General features: G+C 65.5%; 21 protein-coding genes. 7 read left to right on the top strand and 14 right to left on the bottom strand.

Annotation, left to right across the window (positions count from 1 at the left end):
• Positions 1-2: 2 nt before the first annotated feature.
• Genes B5X69_RS10115 through B5X69_RS10100 form a run of 4 tightly spaced genes read right to left on the bottom strand, consistent with a single transcriptional unit; the run spans position 3 to position 3,958 of the window.
• Positions 3-974, bottom strand: a complete 972-nt coding sequence (locus B5X69_RS10115) for a 50S ribosomal protein L11 methyltransferase (protein WP_079638571.1) — start codon at positions 972-974, stop codon at positions 3-5.
• Positions 971-1,876, bottom strand: a complete 906-nt coding sequence (gene bla / locus B5X69_RS10110) for a subclass B3 metallo-beta-lactamase (RefSeq protein ID WP_079638570.1) — start codon at positions 1,874-1,876, stop codon at positions 971-973. Before bla ends, B5X69_RS10115 begins: the two co-directional genes overlap by 4 nt.
• Positions 1,866-2,558, bottom strand: a complete 693-nt coding sequence (locus B5X69_RS10105) for an SDR family NAD(P)-dependent oxidoreductase (RefSeq protein ID WP_079638569.1) — start codon at positions 2,556-2,558, stop codon at positions 1,866-1,868. The genes bla and B5X69_RS10105 overlap by 11 nt, the downstream gene beginning before the upstream one ends.
• Before the next feature lie 50 nt (positions 2,559-2,608).
• Positions 2,609-3,958: a methyl-accepting chemotaxis protein gene (locus B5X69_RS10100; RefSeq protein ID WP_079638614.1), complete on the bottom strand. Its 1,350-nt coding sequence runs from the start codon at positions 3,956-3,958 to the stop codon at positions 2,609-2,611.
• A 209-nt stretch (positions 3,959-4,167) separates the two neighbouring features.
• Between B5X69_RS10100 and ald the strand changes: the two genes are divergently transcribed.
• The 5 genes from ald to sdhA all read left to right on the top strand — a co-directional run bounded on the left by ald (position 4,168) and on the right by sdhA (position 8,322).
• Positions 4,168-5,283, top strand: coding sequence for an alanine dehydrogenase (gene ald, locus B5X69_RS10095; protein WP_079638568.1), 1,116 nt, complete (start codon positions 4,168-4,170; stop codon positions 5,281-5,283).
• Between the two features lie 20 nt (positions 5,284-5,303).
• Positions 5,304-5,546, top strand: a complete 243-nt coding sequence (locus tag B5X69_RS10090) for a hypothetical protein (RefSeq protein WP_079638567.1) — start codon at positions 5,304-5,306, stop codon at positions 5,544-5,546.
• 131 nt (positions 5,547-5,677) lie between these two features.
• Entirely contained in the window at positions 5,678-6,121 is a 444-nt protein-coding gene (gene sdhC, locus B5X69_RS10085; RefSeq protein ID WP_079638566.1) for a succinate dehydrogenase, cytochrome b556 subunit, read from the top strand.
• On the top strand, positions 6,114-6,518 hold the full coding sequence (sdhD, locus tag B5X69_RS10080; RefSeq protein WP_079638565.1) for a succinate dehydrogenase, hydrophobic membrane anchor protein: 405 nt from the start codon (positions 6,114-6,116) through the stop codon (positions 6,516-6,518). Before sdhC ends, sdhD begins: the two co-directional genes overlap by 8 nt.
• Position 6,519: 1 nt before the next feature.
• The gene (gene sdhA / locus B5X69_RS10075; RefSeq protein ID WP_079638564.1) at positions 6,520-8,322 is read left to right on the top strand and encodes a succinate dehydrogenase flavoprotein subunit; all 1,803 of its coding nucleotides are present in this window, start codon (positions 6,520-6,522) and stop codon (positions 8,320-8,322) included.
• Between the two features lie 94 nt (positions 8,323-8,416).
• Here the strand turns inward: sdhA and B5X69_RS10070 are convergent, their stop codons facing one another.
• The 5 genes from B5X69_RS10070 to leuC form a co-directional block, all read right to left on the bottom strand.
• Positions 8,417-8,710 carry a hypothetical protein gene (locus tag B5X69_RS10070; protein WP_053554637.1) on the bottom strand — a complete coding sequence of 98 codons (294 nt, stop codon included), beginning with the start codon at positions 8,708-8,710 and terminating at the stop codon, positions 8,417-8,419.
• A gap of 66 nt (positions 8,711-8,776) precedes the next feature.
• The gene (locus tag B5X69_RS10065) at positions 8,777-8,995 is read right to left on the bottom strand and encodes a DUF167 domain-containing protein (protein ID WP_321164244.1); all 219 of its coding nucleotides are present in this window, start codon (positions 8,993-8,995) and stop codon (positions 8,777-8,779) included.
• Positions 8,996-9,063: 68 nt separating this feature from the next.
• On the bottom strand, positions 9,064-10,059 hold the full coding sequence (locus tag B5X69_RS10060; RefSeq protein ID WP_053554636.1) for an NADPH:quinone oxidoreductase family protein: 996 nt from the start codon (positions 10,057-10,059) through the stop codon (positions 9,064-9,066).
• A 24-nt stretch (positions 10,060-10,083) separates the two neighbouring features.
• On the bottom strand, positions 10,084-10,674 hold the full coding sequence (gene leuD, locus B5X69_RS10055) for a 3-isopropylmalate dehydratase small subunit (RefSeq protein ID WP_079638563.1): 591 nt from the start codon (positions 10,672-10,674) through the stop codon (positions 10,084-10,086).
• The gene (gene leuC, locus B5X69_RS10050; protein ID WP_079638562.1) at positions 10,671-12,101 is read right to left on the bottom strand and encodes a 3-isopropylmalate dehydratase large subunit; all 1,431 of its coding nucleotides are present in this window, start codon (positions 12,099-12,101) and stop codon (positions 10,671-10,673) included. The genes leuD and leuC overlap by 4 nt, the downstream gene beginning before the upstream one ends.
• 150 nt (positions 12,102-12,251) lie before the next feature.
• Here leuC and B5X69_RS10045 point away from each other — a divergent pair, with 150 nt between their 5' ends.
• Positions 12,252-12,770, top strand: coding sequence for a sterol desaturase family protein (locus B5X69_RS10045; protein WP_079638612.1), 519 nt, complete (start codon positions 12,252-12,254; stop codon positions 12,768-12,770).
• A 6-nt stretch (positions 12,771-12,776) separates the two neighbouring features.
• On the opposite strand, the gene B5X69_RS10040 is transcribed toward B5X69_RS10045, so the two are convergent.
• From B5X69_RS10040 to B5X69_RS10020, 5 genes are all read right to left on the bottom strand, one after another.
• On the bottom strand, positions 12,777-13,457 hold the full coding sequence (locus B5X69_RS10040) for a glutathione S-transferase family protein (protein ID WP_079638561.1): 681 nt from the start codon (positions 13,455-13,457) through the stop codon (positions 12,777-12,779).
• A 24-nt stretch (positions 13,458-13,481) separates the two neighbouring features.
• Positions 13,482-14,780, bottom strand: coding sequence for a serine hydrolase domain-containing protein (locus B5X69_RS10035; RefSeq protein WP_079638560.1), 1,299 nt, complete (start codon positions 14,778-14,780; stop codon positions 13,482-13,484).
• Between the two features lie 128 nt (positions 14,781-14,908).
• Positions 14,909-15,574, bottom strand: coding sequence for a CoA transferase subunit B (locus tag B5X69_RS10030; protein WP_079638559.1), 666 nt, complete (start codon positions 15,572-15,574; stop codon positions 14,909-14,911).
• A complete protein-coding gene (locus tag B5X69_RS10025) occupies positions 15,574-16,443 on the bottom strand; it encodes an HAD family acid phosphatase (RefSeq protein WP_079638558.1) in 870 nt (289 codons plus the stop codon). The genes B5X69_RS10030 and B5X69_RS10025 overlap by 1 nt, the downstream gene beginning before the upstream one ends.
• Positions 16,440-17,150, bottom strand: a complete 711-nt coding sequence (locus tag B5X69_RS10020; protein WP_079638557.1) for a CoA transferase subunit A — start codon at positions 17,148-17,150, stop codon at positions 16,440-16,442. Before B5X69_RS10020 ends, B5X69_RS10025 begins: the two co-directional genes overlap by 4 nt.
• A gap of 87 nt (positions 17,151-17,237) precedes the next feature.
• Here B5X69_RS10020 and B5X69_RS10015 point away from each other — a divergent pair, with 87 nt between their 5' ends.
• Positions 17,238-18,146, top strand: a complete 909-nt coding sequence (locus tag B5X69_RS10015) for a LysR family transcriptional regulator (RefSeq protein WP_079638556.1) — start codon at positions 17,238-17,240, stop codon at positions 18,144-18,146.
• Positions 18,147-18,153 lie beyond the last annotated feature (7 nt).

Here is an 18,153-nt window from a genome sequence, read left to right as displayed (position 1 = left end):
GCCTACCAGCTCCCGAAACTGGCGTCCGCCGGGTCCGACCGGTGGAAGGCGCGTTCCTTGCGCCGAAAGCCATAGCGCCGGCGCTTGGCGAGGAGCAGGCATGGCCAATCGGCGCTCCCCCCGCGCGCTGCAAGGCGGAAGCCCTGCGCGCGATAGGCGGCGAGCACCGCCTCCATCTGGCGCGCGATCAGTCCGGCAAGAATGGCATGACCGCCCGGCGCGGTGGAAGCGGCAATGTCGGGAGCGAGGGTGATCAGCGGACCCGCGAGAATATTGGCGATCACGAGATCGAAAGGCGCGCGGTGGCGGATCGCAGGATGATCGGTTCCGGCTGCAACCGCAAGCGCGAGCTGCCCGCCGCCGCGGCCGAGCGGCACGGCGTTGATCACGGCATTGTCGCGCGTGACGAAAATGCTCGCAGGGTCGATGTCGGAGGCAATCACGCGCGCGCGGGGCCACAGGTGAAGGGCCGCGAAGGCGAGGAGCCCCGTGCCGGTGCCGATGTCGGCGATGTTGCGCGGCGCGGCGCCTCTGCGCGCCAGCCGGTCGAGCATCGCAAGGCACCCCGCGGTGGTGTCGTGCCCGCCCGTTCCGAAGGCTTGGCTCGCGTCGATCTGAAACGCGACGACGCCGGACGGCACATGGTCGGCATGGCTGCTTGTATGGACGAAGAAGCGGCCGGCCTGAACGGGCCGGAGTCCCTGCTGGCTCAGCGTCACCCAATCCTCTTCGGGGAGCTCCTCGACCGTCGGCGCGGCACTTCTCGCGCTCGGGATCAGCGCGCGCAAGGTTTCAACGAGCGCGGCGCTAGGCGGCGTCTCGACATAGGCATCGAGCTGCCACTGGCCCGCCGCTTCGTCGATCTCGCGTGTTGCCACCACCGGCGCATCGGGAAGCGCGTCGAGCGCAGGCACTTCGCCCGAAAGCGCCTCGGCTTCATCGCGGGTGCAGGGGAGCGAGACGAGCCAGCTCATGACTTGTTTTCGGCCTCCTTGGCGAGCCGCGCGTCGAGACGCTCCGCGGCGCCCGCGGCATAGACGCGGCAAGCGTCGGTATCAACGAGCGCGGCGGCCCCCGATAGGCGCGCGAAAAGGTTGCTTACAGCAGGATGCGGGGTGACCAATATATCGCAAGGCAAGGCGGACAGCTTGGCGAAGGTGGCGCGCAGCATGGCGACATAGTCGGGGTGATCGGCGAAGCGATAATCATCGGCCGATACGGCGCTCAGGCTGTCGATATAGGCGATGGTCCGGCAGTCGGCGCCTTCGCACGACTTCCATGTCCAGCTCGTGCTCCCCGGCGTGTGGCCGGGCGTTGCGTGAAGCGTGAGTTCAAGCCCTGCAATCGGCACTGTCTCGCCGTCCTGAAGTTCGCCGGCGATGACCACGCCGCGAAAAGGGGCGATCGCGCCGCGCTGCGGATCGCGTGGATCGGGCTCGCCGCTCGTCAGAGCCTCGATGGCTTCGCGTCGCGTATAGATTTTGGCGCCGGTCGCATCCTGCAGCGCCCGAAGGCCGCCCACATGGTCGAGATGCTCGTGGCTCGCGAGCAGCATGCGGACCTTGTTGGGGTCAAAACCCAGCGTACGGATATTGGCGAGAATCTGCGGCGCGGCGGTCTCGGTCGCCGCGTCGATCAGCACGAGGCCGCCCGGTGCGTCGATCAGCACCGCGGAAATGCCGCAGGTGCCGACATAATAGCTGGTGCCGAAAATTTTCGCGGGCGGCGCGGGGTCGCTCCAGCCGTCGCGGTCCTCGCACGCGGCGGCGAGCGCCTCGCCATTGGCAGCAGGGGAGGGGAAAGAGACTTTCCCGGCCGGCGCCGCGCAGCCTGCGAGCAGCAGCAGCGCGGCGAGGAGCAGCGGCTTAGCGGACATAGCTTGCCCCGTTCACATCGAGCACCGCGCCGGTCATCGAAGGCGGCGCCTTAAGGGCGCACCAGCGCGCCATCTCGGCGATTTCCTCCGGCTGGGCGACCCGGCCGAGCGGGATATCGGCGAGCAATTTGTCGCCGCCACGGCTCGCAAGATAATCGTCGGCCATGCCGGTCATGGTGAAACCCGGACAGATCGCAAAGGCGAGAATCTTGTCGCGGGCGTAGCCGCGCGCGATCGTCTTGGTCATAGCGACCATCCCCGCCTTTGACGCTGCATAGTGCCAGTGCGCGGGGCTGTCGCCGCGGTGCGCGGCGCGGCTTGCAATGTTGACGAGGCGCCCGCCCTCACCGCCTTCGAGCCAATGCCGCACGGCGAGGCGGCCAAGCTGGGCGCTCGCGGTGAGGTTGATCTCAAGCGTGCGGTTCCATCCCGCAAGCCAATCGGCGTCGCTCTTGTCGATCGGATTTGCCTCGAACACCCCGGCGTTGTTGATCAGCACATCGATACGGCCGCCGAGCCGGTCGAGGCCCGCGGTCCAGAGCCGAGGCGGCACGGCCGGGTCGGCAAGGTCGCCATCGGCGCTCGACAGCGCGACGATGCGGTGATCGGGGGATTGCAGCGCCGCCGCGATCGCGGCACCGATGCCGCGGCTTGCGCCCGTGATGAGGATATGCCTGCTCATCCGCCGCGTTTAGCGGCGGGCGGGGCGCCGTGCCAAGGGCGTAAGTGGCGCTAGGCGACCCGGCGGCTGAACTCGCTCGCTGCCTGCTCGAGCGACTGGAGCCGCTCGCCCATCTTGGCGAATTTTTCGCTCAGCACACTGATCTCGCCCGCGACCATACCTGAATCGTTGCGGATGCTTGCGATCGTTGACGACATGGAGTCGGCGGCAAGCGCGGTTTCGTCGACCGCGGCGGTGATCGAGGTGACGGTCTGAGCCTGTGCATCCATCGCGTCGCGAATCCGCTCGGCCGACTGCTGGACCTCGACGATCGTCGTCTGGATCGACTGATTGGCGCTCACCGCGCCCTTCGTCGCCTGCTGGATCGCGGCGATCTTGCCCGCGATGTCGTCGGTCGCGCGAGCGGTTTCATTGGCAAGGCTCTTTACCTCCTGCGCAACCACCGCAAATCCGCGGCCCGATTCGCCCGCGCGCGCCGCCTCGATCGTCGCGTTGAGGGCGAGAAGGTTGGTCTGGCCGGCGATCTCGCGGATCAGCCCGAGGATCGACTCGATCGATTCAGCGTGGCGCGACAGCGCCTCGGACATCGCCACCGCTTCGCCCGCCTGTTCAGAGGCGCGCGTCGCGACCGCGGCCGAGGCCTCGACTTCGCTGCGTGCGTCCTCGATGGCGCGGATCAGCCCGGCGGCAGTCGACGCCGCTTCGCGCATCGCGATCGCCGATTGCTCGGAGGCTGCGGCGACCTCGCTAGTCTTTGCGATCATGCCCTTGGCGGCAAGGTCGGCCGATTCGGCCTGGACGGCGAGTTGCTGGCGCACCCCGTCGGTGTCCTGGGCGAGCGTCGCGATCGAGCGGTCGAAATCGCCTGCGAGCGCCTGCCGCTCGCTCGAGACCGCCGCGCGCTCCAGTTTCTCGGCATAGGTCTGCATGATGTCGATCTCGAGCAGCGCGAGGCGGTTGACCGCGCTCGTCAGCCGGACGATGCGCTCAGCATCGCCTTCGCAGGCCCGGACGACATGCTCGATGGTGAGGCGGTGGCACGCGCCAAGGCACGACAGCACCGAGGCAAGGGGAACATTGACGCGCCGCGCCATATGCGTGTTCTGGCAGGCGATCGTCGCCGATTCCTGGCCTGCGGGATCGGAATATTTGATGAGCATATGCCGCGCGCTGCCGCGCACATAGGTTTCAAGGAGCTCGCCCTCGACCTTGCGGACATGGGGAAGGGCGTTGAACGCGTCCCAATAGGCACGCCCCATTTCTTCCTCATGGCCCGCCACGATCGCGGCAATTTCTTCCGCGTCAGCGACGAGGCGGCCGTCGAGGTCGTAATAGAAGAAGCGATCGGCCATCAGCACCGGATCAATCTGCTGCTTATGAATCGGATTTTCCTTCACCATATCCCGTCCCCCGAAGCCATGTTTTCGACGCGCGGCGGCTGCCGCCTTTTCGTCCGCGAAGCTGGTGAACGGAATATGCTGCAAAATGGGTAAATTGCGCGTTAACCCGGCGCGCGCGAATTTGGTGAGCGCGGCAGACCCGTGAGCGCTATACATCGGGGTTTGGGGGCGGCTATTGGTTTCAGGTGAAACCGGTTGGAGACAGGGTCATGATCATCGGTACGCCGAAGGAAATCAAGAATCACGAATATCGCGTCGGGCTGACCCCTGAAAGCGCGCGCGAGCTCGTCGTGCACGGTCACCGCGTGCTGGTGGAAACGGGGGCGGGCGAGGGTATCGGCGCGCGCGATCGCACCTATGAGGATGCAGGGGCCGAAATTGTCGCGAGCGGCGCGGAGATTTTCGGTTCCGCCGAGATGGTGGTGAAGGTGAAGGAACCGCAGCCGGCGGAACGCGCGATGCTCAGCGCCGGCCAGATCCTCTACACCTATCTTCATCTCGCCCCCGACCCTGAGCAGACGCGCGACCTGATGGCATCGGGCGCCGTGTGCATCGCCTATGAAACGGTCACGAGCCCGCACGGCGGGCTGCCGCTTCTAAAGCCGATGAGCCAGGTTGCGGGGCGCATGTCGATCCAGGCGGGGGCGACGGCGCTGGAAAAGGCGCATGGCGGGCGCGGGGTGCTGCTCGGCGGCGTCCCGGGCGTGGCGCCGGGGAAAGTGTGCATCATCGGCGGCGGGGTGGTGGGCTTCAATGCGGCGCAGATGGCAGCCGGGCTCGGGGCAGACGTCACCATCCTCGATCGTGATCCTGAGGTGCTCGAACGCGTCGGCACATTTTTCGAATCGCGGGCGAAGACCCGCTTCTCGAACCGCGCAAATCTCGCCGAATGCGTCGCCGAGGCCGATCTCGTCATCGGCGCAGTGCTGATCCCGGGCGCCGAGGCGCCCAAGCTTGTCACCCGCGACATGCTGAAGACGATGCGCCCCGGATCGGTGCTCGTCGACGTCGCGATCGATCAGGGCGGCTGCTTCGAGACGAGCCACGCGACGACGCACGATGATCCCACCTATGTCGTCGATGGCATCGTCCATTATGCGGTCGCCAACATGCCGGGTGCGGTCGCGCGAACGAGCACTTATGCGCTCAACAATGTCACGCTGCCGCACGCGCTGCGTATCGCCGACCTTGGTTGGAAGGAGGCACTCAGCCGCGATGTGCATCTTGCGCAGGGCTTGAACGTTTGGAATGGGAAGGTGACGTTCGAGGCGGTAGCCGAAGCGACCGGAACCGACTATGTGCCTGTCGACCAGGCGTTACGTTGAGCAAGGAACAGAGAAGACCGATGACGGACCAAGGCCAGCCGAACCCTCCCCTCCCCGAAGAAGAAGAGAATGAGGTCCTCCGCGCCGCGCGCGAGCTCCAGGCGCAGAAGGAAGCCGCCGACAGGGCCGAAGCGGCCGACAAGGAGGCTGCGGCGAAGATCGACCGGAAGCGCGGCTGGAAAACCGCAGCCGCCGGGATCGGGATCGGCTCGGCTGCCGTTCTGGCAGCGCTGCTCTACGTGAACCGCGACAAGAGCAAGTAGCGCCTCGGGGCGCGGCCTTGCCTGCCGGCCTGAAATCTTCATCTTCATTTGCCAAGGCAATTGCATATCGCGGCAGGAAGGCTTAACCGGCCCCCATCGACCGGATAGAGTCAGGAAGATACGGGGCTGATATGGCTGAAAGGGAACCGGGCGGGCGACCGCTCTCACCGCACCTTGGAATATATAAATGGGCGCCGTCGATGGCGGTCTCGATCTTCCATCGCATAACGGGCGACGGACTCGCGATTGCCGGGGTGCTCCTTTTCCTATGGTGGCTTTGCGCGATTGCCGCGGGACCAGAGGCCTATGCCGCCTTTGTCGCCTGCGTCTGGCACGATCCGGACGCGGGGACCTTCCATCAGGTCACCAATATTCTTGGAAAGATCGTCCTCGTCGGTTTGACCTGGGCGTTCTTCCAGCATCTTTTCTCGGGCCTTCGCCACCTCGTTCTCGACACGGGCGCGGGCTACGAGCTCAAGATCAACAGGCTCTGGTCGATCCTCGTCTTTGTCGGCGCGATCCTTTCGACCGCGGCGGTCTGGCTCTACATCGCGAAGGAGGCGCTTCATGGGTAACGGAACGCGTCTCGGCCGGGTGCGCGGGCTCGGCTCGTCGCACCATGGCACCGGTCACTGGCTGCAACAGCGGCTGACCGCGCTGGGCAATCTGCTGCTCGTCACCTGGTTCCTCGTCTCGCTCCTTCGGCTACCGCTCGCCGATCATGGCGCCGTCGCGCGCTGGGCGTCGAACCCGACCGTCGCGCTCGGCCTGATCCTGCTCATCATCAGCGTTTTCTGGCACTTCCGCCTCGGGCTTCAGGTGATGATCGAAGATTATGTCCATGGCGAAGCGACGCGGTTGCTGGCGCTTGTCATTCTGAATTTCTACGCGATCGGCGGCGCGGCCTTCGGGATCTTCGCGATCGTGCGCATCGCGCTGGCGCCCGCTGCGCTCGGCCCGGGGGGCATGTGAGATGAGTGAAGCCTACAAGATTATCGACCATGTTTACGACACCGTCGTCGTGGGGGCGGGGGGCTCAGGGCTGCGCGCCACCATGGGCAGCGCCGAGGCCGGCCTCAAGACCGCCTGCATTACCAAGGTGTTTCCCACCCGCAGCCACACGGTCGCGGCCCAGGGCGGTATCGCGGCGAGTCTTTGCAACAACACACCCGACCACTGGCAGTGGCACATGTACGACACCGTCAAGGGCTCCGACTGGCTCGGTGACCAGGACGCGATCGAATATATGGTGCGCGAGGCGCCCGCGGCGGTCTACGAGCTGGAACATGCAGGCGTGCCGTTCAGCCGCAACGCGGACGGCACCATCTATCAGCGTCCCTTCGGCGGCCATATGCAGAATATGGGCGAAGGCCCGCCGGTGCAGCGCACCTGCGCCGCGGCAGACCGCACCGGGCATGCGATGCTCCACGCGCTCTACCAGCAGAGCCTCAAATATGACGCGGACTTCTTCATCGAATATTTCGCGCTCGACCTGATCATGGAAAATGGCGTGTGCCGCGGCGTGGTCGCGCTCTGCCTCGAGGATGGCAGCGTTCACCGTTTCCGTTCGCAAGCGGTCGTGCTTGCGACCGGCGGCTATGGCCGCTGCTATTTTACCGCAACCTCGGCGCATACCTGCACGGGCGATGGCGGCGGCATGGTGCTGCGCGCAGGGCTGCCGCTGCAGGACATGGAGTTCGTCCAGTTCCACCCGACCGGTATCTACGGCGCGGGCGTTCTCATCACCGAGGGCGCGCGCGGCGAGGGCGGCTATCTCACTAACTCCGAAGGCGAGCGATTCATGGAACGCTACGCTCCTTCGGCGAAGGACCTTGCCTCACGCGACGTCGTGTCGCGCTCGATGGCGCTCGAGATCCGCGAGGGCCGCGGCGTCGGTCCGCACAAGGATCATATCTACCTCCACCTCGATCACATCGATCCCAAGGTGCTTGCGGAACGCCTGCCGGGCATCACCGAAAGCGGCAAGATCTTCGCCGGTGTCGACCTCACCCGCGCGCCGCTCCCCGTGGTGCCGACGGTCCATTACAATATGGGCGGCATCCCGACCAACTATCATGGCGAAGTTGTGACGCTCAAGGACGGCAACCCCGAGCATGTGGTGCCCGGCCTCTTCGCCGTCGGCGAGGCGGCGTGCGTGTCGGTCCACGGCGCCAATCGCCTCGGCTCGAACAGCCTCATTGACCTTGTCGTCTTCGGCCGCGCGACCGGGCATCGCCTCAAGGAGCTGCTGAAGCCCGGCGCGGCGCTGGCGCCGCTGCCGAAGGACAGCGCCGACCTTGCGCTCGGCCGCCTCGACCATTTCCGCAATGCCAATGGCGGTTCGCCGACCGCGGAGATCCGCACCGAGATGCAGCGCGCCATGTCGCAGCACGCAGCGGTGTTCCGCACCGACGAACTGATGGCCGAGGGCAAGGAAAAGCTCGCCAAGACCTACGCGCGGATGGAGGACATTCACGTTACCGACCGCGGCCTCATCTGGAACACCGACCTTGTCGAAACGCTCGAACTCGACAATCTGATCGCGCAGGCGACGGTGACGATGCACTCGGCGTTCAACCGCAAGGAAAGTCGCGGCGCTCACGCGCACGAGAATTTCCCGAACCGCGACGATGCGAACTGGATGAAGCACACGGTGAGCTGGTTCGACGGCTGGGGCGGCAAGGGCGGCGGCGTAACGCTCGATTACCGCCCGGTCCACGAATATACGCTCTCGGACGACGTCGAATATATCAAGCCGAAGGCGCGGGTCTACTGATCCCGCGCCTTTTGGGCGGCTCTTCTTTCGGCGATGCGGGGATGAAGGCTGCGGGCTGATGCAAAGCCTTGCGGCTTTGACGCGGCGCGTGGGGCTAATCGCCGAAAAGGCTCTTCATCGGATCGAGATCGGAAAAAGGCTGATCGACTTCGAGGCCCATGAGCCATAATTTCTGGCACGCGATCAGGAAGAACATGATCGCGATCGTCCAGACGATCACCGTCTTGATGATCTGCCAGCGCCGCGCTTCATAGGCGGCGCGGGCGCGTGCCTGGTGATCAATGCCCAGTTCGCCTTCGAACTCGGCAACGAGCTGCGCGCGGCGGGTGCGCGAGATATTCGCCACGCCCGCGGCACCTGGTTCCCCTATCGAACGGCGAGTCGCCATGAAATCCCACCCTTGCGCCCGGTTCTGTCGTCCTTCGCACAATAGGGAAAAGCCCCTGACAAAGCGTTAATTGCCGCCCGGAAGATCGACCCCGACAAGCTTTGTGCGCCCGGTGGCTCCGCGCAGGAGCGTCAGGTCGCGGCGCGCGCAGCCGAGCGCCGCGGCGAGAAGTTTCAGCACCGCCTCATTTGCAGCGCCATCGGCTGGAGGGGCGGTCACGCGCACCTGCACAATCCCGTCCGCGATGGCGACAGCATCGCGGCTCGCGCCCGGCGTGACGCGCAGTTCAAGCTTCCCCGATGATGCGGCGAGTGCGCGCAGCGCCTCGGTCAGCGCCGGGTCGGGCCGGTATTTCAGAGGGTGATGACCAGCTTGCCGACCGCGGTGCGATCGCCGAGCTTCGCGATCGCCTTCCCGCCGTCCTCGAGCGCGAAGGTTTCGGTGACCCGCGGGCTGATCTTGCCCTGTTCCCAAAGCTGGAACAGGCGCGCGATATTGGCGCGGTTGCGCACCGGCTCACGCGCGACGAAGGCGCCCCAGAAGACACCCGCGACATCGCAGCTCTTGAGGAGCGTCAGGTTGAGCGGCAGGCGCGGGATACCCGCGGGGAAGCCGACGACAAGATAGCGACCCTCCCATGCGATCGAGCGCAGTGCGGGTTCGGCATAATCGCCGCCGACGGCGTCGTAGACGAGGTTGGCGCCGTTCGGCCCCACCGCTTCCTTGAACTTGTTCGCAAGGTCTTTCGACTGGTCCTTGTCGAACGGCTGGCGGCCATAGACGACCACCTCGTCGGCGCCTGCCGCGCGCGCGATCTGGGCCTTTTCCTCGCTCGAAACGCCCGCGACGACCCTCGCGCCAAACGCCTTGCCGAGTTCGACCGCCGCGATACCGACGCCGCCCGATGCGCCAAGAACGAGCAGCGTATCGCCCTCCTTGATATGACCGCGATCGACCAGCGCGTGAATGGAGGTGCCATAGGTCATCAGGAGCGATGCGCCTTCGGCAAAATCATGGCCCTCGGGCAGGTGATAGGCATTGTGCACGCCGACGGCGACGGCCTCCGACATGCCGCCGTTGCCGCAGCCCGCAATCACGCGGTCGCCGACCTTGAACTCGGTGACGCCTTCACCGATCTCGGCGACGAGCCCTGCCACCTCGCCGCCCGGCGCGAAGGGGCGCTCGGGGCGAAACTGATATTTGTCCTCGATGATCAGCACGTCAGGGAAGTTGACCGCGCAGGCCTTGACGTCGATGACGATCTGCCCCTTGCCCGCGGTCGGGCGCGGCAGTTCGCCGAGCGTCAGCGTCTCGGGGCCGCCGGTCGCGGTCGACAGAAGAGCCTTCATCATCGTCTCCCTTTATTCAGATTATCAGACGGCAGGCCGCATCCACGGCCGCTCGGCATCGAGGGTCTTTTCATAGGCGTCTATGGCCGCGCCGCTTTTCTCGGTCAGCGAAATCTCGTCGAGCCCTTCGAGCAGGCACATCTTGCGAAACGGGTCGATTTCGAAGGTGAAACGGTCCTGGAAGGGCGTTGTTACGGTCTGCGTGTCGAGATCGACATGGATGGGATCGGTCGCTGCGACTTCCATCAATCGGTCGATCGCCGCCTGCGGAAGCACGACCGGGAGGATGCCGTTCTTGACCGCATTGCCCGAGAAAATGTCGGAATAGCTCGGCGCGATCACGACGCGGATGCCGAGATCGCCGAGCGCCCATGCAGCGTGCTCGCGGCTCGAGCCGCAGCCGAAATTGTCGCCCGCGATCAGGATCGGCGCGCCCTTATATTCGGGCCTGTCGAAGAGATTGTCGGGGTCGGCGCGCAGGCTCTCGAACGCGCCGCGTCCCATGCCCTCGCGGCTCGTCGTCTTCAGCCAGTGCGCAGGGATGATGACGTCGGTGTCGACATTCTTGAGTCCCAGCGGAATCGCGCGGCCCGCGACCTTTTCAAGGGGGGTCATAGCATCAGCTCCCGCACGTCAGTGAGCTTGCCGGTCACCGCTGCCGCCGCGGCCATCGCGGGGCTGACGAGGTGGGTACGCGCGCCGGGTCCCTGGCGGCCTACGAAATTGCGGTTGCTCGTCGATGCACAGCGCTCGCCCGCGGGCACCTTGTCGGGGTTCATCGCAAGGCACGCCGAACAGCCCGGCTCGCGCCATTCAAGTCCCGCCTCGATAAAGATGCGGTCGAGCCCTTCAGCCTCAGCCTGCCGCTTCACGAGACCCGAGCCGGGGACGACGATCGCCCATTTGACGTTCGCGGCCTTCTTGCGGCCCTTGATGACCGCAGCGGCGGCGCGCATGTCCTCGATGCGGCTGTTGGTGCAGCTGCCGATGAAGATATTCTCAACCGAAACGTCCTGCATCCGCATGCCCGGTTCAAGGCCCATATAGGCAAGGCTCTTGGCGGCGGCGGTCTGTTTCGACGGGTCGGCGAAGCTTGCAGGATCGGGGACGACGCCGGTGATCGGCACGACATCCTCGGGGCTCGTGCCCCATGTCACGCTCGGCGCGATGTCCGCAGCGTCGATCACGACTACCTTGTCGTAGGTTGAGCCGGGATCGGTCGCGAGGCTTTTCCAATAAGCGACCGCGGCATCCCAGTCGGCACCCTTGGGCGCGTAGGGCCGGCCCTTGAGATAGGCAAAGGTCGTCTCGTCGGGCGCAATCAGCCCGGCGCGCGCGCCGCCCTCGATCGCCATGTTGCTGATCGTGAGGCGTCCCTCGATCGACAGCGCGCGGATGGCGCTGCCCGTATATTCGATGACGTGGCCCGTGCCGCCCGCGGCGCCGATCGTGCCGGTGATGTGGAGGATGATGTCCTTCGCGCTGACACCGGGGCCGACCTCGCCCTCGACGCGGACTTCCATCGTCTTTGCAGGCTGGAGCAACAGCGTCTGCGTCGCGAGCACATGCTCGACCTCGCTCGTCCCGATGCCGAAGGCGAGCGCGCCGATGCCGCCGTGGCAGGCGGTGTGGCTGTCGCCGCAGACGATCGTCGCGCCGGGCAGCGAAAAGCCCTGCTCGGGCCCGACCACGTGAACGATGCCCTGTTCGGGCGCGACTGCGTCGATATAGCGAATGCCGAAATCGGGCGCGTTCGTCTCGAGCGCTGCAAGCTGCGCCGCACTCTCGGGATCGGTGATTGGCAGCTTGTTCCCCGCCGCATCGAGCCGCGCTGTGGTCGGCACATTATGATCGGGCACCGCAAGCGTGAGATCGGGCCGGCGCACCGTGCGACCGGTCGCGCGAAGACCTGCAAACGCCTGCGGGCTCGTCACTTCATGGACGAGGTGCCGGTCGATGAAGATCAGGCAGGTTCCATCGGAGCGCCGCTCGACGACGTGCGCGTCCCAGATTTTTTCATAGAGAGTGCGGGGCTGAGTCATGCGGTCCAATTAAGCCGGTTGCATAACAATGCAAGCCGGGGGCGGAAGGAAGTGAAATTTTCGGTCGCCGCTCCGGCGCGATTTCGATTTCGTCGCGCGGGATTGCGGAAGGAGGGTGCGCGGGCGAGGGGAGAGGTCTATACTCTCGCCATGTCGAGCCTTGCCCCTATTCTCCTTGTTCTTGCCACCGTCGCAGCGATGGAGGGCGTCGCCTGGGCGAGCCACAAATATGTCATGCACGGCTTCGGCTGGGCATGGCACCGCGATCACCACGAGCCGCACGATGGCGTGCTGGAGAAAAATGACCGCTTCGCGCTTGTGGGCGCCGCGATGAGCATTTCGATGTTCGCTCTGGGCAGCCCGATGATCATGGGCGCCCGGGCGTGGGAGCCGGGGACGTGGATCGGGCTCGGAATTCTCCTTTACGGCATCCTCTACACGCTCGCGCATGACGGGCTCGTCCATCAGCGCTGGTTTCGCTGGGTGCCGCGGCGCGGCTACGCAAAGCGGCTTGTCCAGGCGCACAAGCTCCACCATGCGACTTTCGGCAAGGAAGGCGGGGTGAGCTTCGGCTTCCTCTTCGCGCGCGATCCTGCGGCACTGAAAGCCGAGCTCAAGGCGCAGCGTGAGGCGGGGGTTGCCGCCGTGCGCGAAGCCCTTGCGGAATAGCGGCGGTCAGCTTTTACGGTAGTCCGCAGTGATCACGCCCGCCGCCGCCAACTCGGCTTCGTGGCTTTCCTCGCGCCAGCTTTCGGCGAGGGCCTGTGCTTCCCACTGCTGCATCGCGGGATGGGCGAGCATCGCCGCGACCCAGGCCTCACCGGCGCCGACGTCGAGACCGTAGGTGCGGATGCGGAAGGCCACGGGCGCAAAGAAGGCATCGAGGGCACCGAAGGCCGCGCCCGCAAGCCATGGCCCCCCGAAACGCGCAAGCCCGTCCTCGAACAGCTCGCGGATCCGTCCGATGTCGGCCTTCAAGGCGTCCGACATCGGTTTGGGCTGCACGCGAACGCCGACGTTCATCGTGCAATCGTTCCTCAGTGCGCCAAATCCGCTGTGCATCTCGCAGACTGCGCATTGCGCAAAGGCGCGTGCGCCGGGATCGCTCGGCCAAACGCCGTCGTGCCGGTCGGCGAGATAGAGGGTGATACCGAGCGAATCGTAAATTGTCCGGTCGCCGTCGATCAGCGCGGGCACTTGTCCAGTCGGAGAAAAGCTACGGAATGCGTCATAATTAATGGGCTGCGCGAAAGGCTCGATCCGGTCCTCGAACGCGATTTCGAGCCCTTTCATCAGCATCCAGGGTCGCAGCGACCAGCTTGAATAGTTGCGGTTGGCGGTGATCAGCTCGTACATGCAGGGGCCCCCTTCGCCTTGTTTTCAGCCCGCCGATGCCCTCGCGGGCCTTGCAGCCACGTCCGCTTTGACCTTCGGCAATTCCCGAAGGTCGAGCCAGCGCGCATCGCCGCGCTTGTGATAGCTGTCGAGCACGGCGAAGGGGATGCGGAACGGGAAGCCCCAGTCGCTGTTCCACATTGCCACCACGCCGGTACGGGTCGCCGGTTCGAACATCATGGTCGCGCGGTAGCCTGAAACCGCCCCCGAATGGCCCTCGACCCTGCGCCCGTCATAGCTGAAGCTCCGCCAGCCGAGACCATAGCCTGCATCGCTCGTCGCCTGACGCAGGGCGCCCCCGTAGAGGCGCCCGGTGTTGACCCGCGGGCGGTGAGCGATTTCCAGCACAGCTTTCGGCAGCACCTCGGGGCGCGTGCCCATCATCGCCTGCATCCAGCGCGCAAAATCGACAATATCGCTTTCGACCCCTGCGGCGGCGGGAACGCGCCAGTAGGATTCCTTGAGCGGCAGGATCATCCGCCCGCGATGCGGTTTCGCCCAGTCTCTCGCGCCCGTCAGCCGCTCCATTCCGAAGCCGGCGCTCACCATGCCGAGCGGGAGGAAGAGGCGGTCGCTCACTGCATCGGGAAAGGTCTTTTGGGCTGCCTCGCCCAATATTTCGCTCGCCGCATCGAAAGCGATATTCTGGTAGGTGTGGCAGGTACCCGGTTCGCACTGCAGCGGTGCATCGACCAGGTTTGCGCGCAGGAGCGCGGGATTCTGCCCGCTTTCGAGCCGGTCGTCGTAGGCATTTTTGGTGAGGCCTGTACGCTGGGCGAGCAACTGATCGAGCGTGACACGCGCCTCGGCGCCGCCCGGGAGATGCAGCGACGTGCGCCACTGGGTGATGGGGCGGTCGAGGTCGATCGTCCCGTCGCGCGCCATCGCGGCGGCGAGAACGCCGGTCGCGGTCTTGGAGACCGAGGCCCAGCGAAAGAGGGTTTGCGGCGTGACCGGCGCCCCGGTCGAGCGGTCGGCGACGCCGTAGGTGCGCACGAAGCGCAATTTGCCGTCCTCCACCACCGCGACCGCCAGTCCCGCCATTTCGGGACGGCGCGAGAGATCGGTCAATTGCCGGTCGATCGCCTCGTAATCGACCCGGCCGCGCCATTCGGTCGGCGTGTCGGGCAGATCCTCGGGCGCATTCATCGGGATCGCGATGCTCGCGAGCGGCTGGCTGCCGCCCGAGGCGTGAAGACCAAACCAGCCAAGACCCAGTGCGGCGAGCGCAACGGGAGCGAGGAGGAGCCGCAGAGCGGACTTTCGGGGTGATCGCGACCTCATATTTGGTCGCCCTCTTAGCTCTCCCTTTCCTCGCCGTCACCCCCAAGGAGACGGCAGGATGGATGAACGGGTCAAACAGGGCCCCTTCGCCGCAGGGCGATCGGGTCTCGCGCGCGCAGGCGCCCGCCTCACGCTGTCTCGATCGCCGTCTCAAATCGGGCGGTCGTCTTCGCCGCGACCTCCTCGGCCGTCACGCCGGGCGCCAGCTCGATGAGCTTGAAAGGGCTTGCATGATCGTCGCGCTTGAAGACTGCAAGGTCGGTGACGATCATGTCGACGACATTTTTCCCGGTGAGCGGCAGCGTGCATTCAGGAATGAATTTGGGGCTTCCGTCTTTCGACACATGCTCCATTACCACGATGATCTTCTTCACCCCCGCAACGAGGTCCATCGCGCCGCCCATGCCCTTGATCATCTTGCCGGGCACCATCCAGTTGGCAAGGTCGCCAGTCTCGGCGACTTCCATGCCGCCGAGCACCGCAAGGTCGATGTGCCCGCCGCGGATCATCGCGAAGCTCTGCTCCGACCCGAAATAGGCGGTCTGGGGCAGTTCGCTGATCGTCTGTTTGCCGGCATTGATGAGGTCGGGATCCTCCTCGCCCTCATAGGGGAAGGGGCCGATGCCGAGCATGCCGTTTTCGGACTGGAGCGTCACCGTCATGCCCGCGGGCACATGGTTGGCGACCAGCGTCGGAATACCGATACCAAGGTTGACATAATAGCCGTCTTCCAGCTCTTTGGCGGCGCGCGCCGCCATGTCGTCGCGGGTCCAGCCCTTTTTTTCGTCGGCCATTATTTCGGCTCCCAATGGGTGTCGGAGGGGAAAAGATCATCCCAGCCCAGCCGGTCCCACGGACCATAGACGGGGTTGGGAAAGAGAAACCAGCCCTGGTTCCAGAGCGCGGAGGCAGCAGGAGAGGTCGCGAGCGCGATGCGCGCCTCCGGTGACAGCGTCTTCTCGTTGAACTGCTGGCTGAAGTCGCCGAGCTGGTCGCCCGCCATTGCGATCACGCAATATTTCGAGGCGATCGCGGCGCGGCGCCCATCCTTGCTCGACCCGCCGGCATCGTCGCCCGCGAGGAACAAGGTCTCGCCATGTTTGAAGTCGCCGAGGCCCGCCGCCCGCAGCGTCGCTTCGGAGCCCGCGGCATTGGCGGCGAGGCGGTTGCTATTGGCAACCACGGTGACGCCCACCGCGCGAAGCGCGTTCACCATCTCGGCCGTCCCCGGCATCGCCCTCGCAGCGCCGGCGCCCGTCTTCTCCCAGCTGTCCCAGATCTTGGGATCGAAAGCGATACCGCGCTCGGCCATGTAGCGCGTCGCGCCGAGGTTCCAGATCAACGTCTCGTCGGCATCGAACACCGCGGCGAAGGGCTTGTCGCTGCAAGGCTCAAAGCGCGGCGCATCGATGCGCGCACCGGGCGCGAGGATGACGCTGTCCTGCGGCCGCTGCTTGACGCGCTCCTCCACATAGTCAGCGATCCGCACATTGACCGCACGCACGGCGATTTCGGCCTCGGCCGAGCCATAAAGATATTGAAGCGCGGTAGCCGGCGTCGCCGGTTTGCCAGGGGCGACGGGCGCGGACGCGATGGAGTTTCCTCCCGTGCTCGCGCAGCCGGCAAGAAGGAGGCCAAGCGACAGGGCGATGGCGCGCTTCACGCGGCTTCCCGCGGCCGCACGGTGCGGAACTCGATCTTCTTGTCATAGGGCGCGCCGAGAAGGAGCCGCTTCACATAGATGCCAGGCAAATGAATGGCGTCGGGGTCGAGGCTCCCCACGGGAACAATCTCTTCGACCTCTGCGACGCAGATCTTCGCTGCGGTCGCCATCGGCTGGTTGAAGTTGCGCGCGGTCTTGCGGAAAATGAGGTTCCCGCTCTCGTCGGCTTTCCATCCCTTGATGATTGCAAGGTCGGCAAAGATGCCGCGTTCGAGGATATAGTCCTCGCCGTCAAACGAGCGGACTTCCTTACCCTCGGCGACCGCGGTGCCGACGCCGGTCCTGGTGTAAAAGCCCGGAATGCCCGCGCCGCCAGCGCGGCAGCGCTCCGCGAGCGTTCCCTGCGGGCAGAATTCGACTTCGAGTTCGCCTGCAAGATATTGCCGCTCGAACTCTTTGTTCTCGCCGACATAGGAGGAAATCATCTTCTTGATCTGGCGCGTGCGCAGCAGCTTGCCGAGCCCTTCGCCATCGACGCCGGCATTGTTGCTCGCAATGGTGAGGTCCTTGACCCCGGAATCCCGGATCGCGTCGATCAGCCGCTCGGGTATGCCGCAAAGACCAAAGCCGCCTGCGCAAATGTGCATTCCGTCAAAGAGGAGACCCTCAAGAGCTGTCGCTGCGTCGGGATATCGCTTGTTCGCCATGACTCGGCCTCCTGCTGCTGATGCGCTGACATTGGCCGATCCGACATATCAATTCTAATCATAGTGATTTTAGACTATCGATAAATAATGTCGATTAATCGAATCGCGCTCTATCATCTCGAAACGCTGCTGTGGATCGACCGGCTCGGGACCTTCTCGGCCGCCGCCGAGCGCCTCAACACGACCCAGCCGGCCGTGTCGGCGCGAATGCGCGAGCTTGAGCAGCGGCTCGGCACCACGCTCTTTCGCCGCGACGGGCGCACGATGTCGCTCACTCCGGCGGGGCGAAAGCTCGTGCGCGACTGCGCGCCGCTGCTTCGCGACATGGAGAGCGCGCTTCTTGGGAGCGGCGGTTTCGCCGAAGCGAGCGGGGTGGTCCGGATCGGCGCTGGAGAAATTGCAGCGGCAAGCTGTCTTCCGCCTTTCGTTGCCGCCCTGAAGGAGGAGATGCCGGGGGTCGGGCTCGAGATCGAGATCGACCTCACCGCGAACCTCATCCAGCAATTGCTCACGGGGCGCACCGATATGGCCTTCGCCGCGGGTCCCGTTGCGCATCCCGCGCTCACATCGCGGCCCATCGGCCGGGTGGCGCTCCTCTGGCTCGCCAGTCCCCCGGTGGCAGCGGCCTTCGATGCGGGCGGCGAGGCAGCGCCCGTCTCGGTCTGGTCGCTCGCGAGCCATTCGCCGATCCACGGCCGGATGCGCGACGCAATCGACGCCTCGCGCATCGCGCCGCGCTCGTTGAATCTTTGCAACAATGCCCGGATGATGATCGACATCGCGCTCGCGGGCGGCGGGATCGGCATTTTCCCCGAGCCGATGGTCCGCGCCGAAGTTGCGCGCGGCGCGCTCGTCGAGCTCGCCGGCATGCCGCCGCCCGCGCCCGTCGAATTCCATGTCGCGATGCGCGTCGCCGATACCGAACCGGTTTTGGTGCGCATCTTCGAGGAGGCTGCGCAGCTCAGTATCGCGCCCGCCATTGACGCTGGTCAATGAATCGCCG

Origin of the sequence: Sphingopyxis flava (assembly GCF_900168005.1) — a bacterium.
In the GTDB taxonomy this organism is placed as follows: Bacteria; Pseudomonadota; Alphaproteobacteria; order Sphingomonadales; family Sphingomonadaceae; genus Sphingopyxis; species Sphingopyxis flava.
This window is presented reverse-complemented; position numbering and strand designations above follow the sequence as displayed.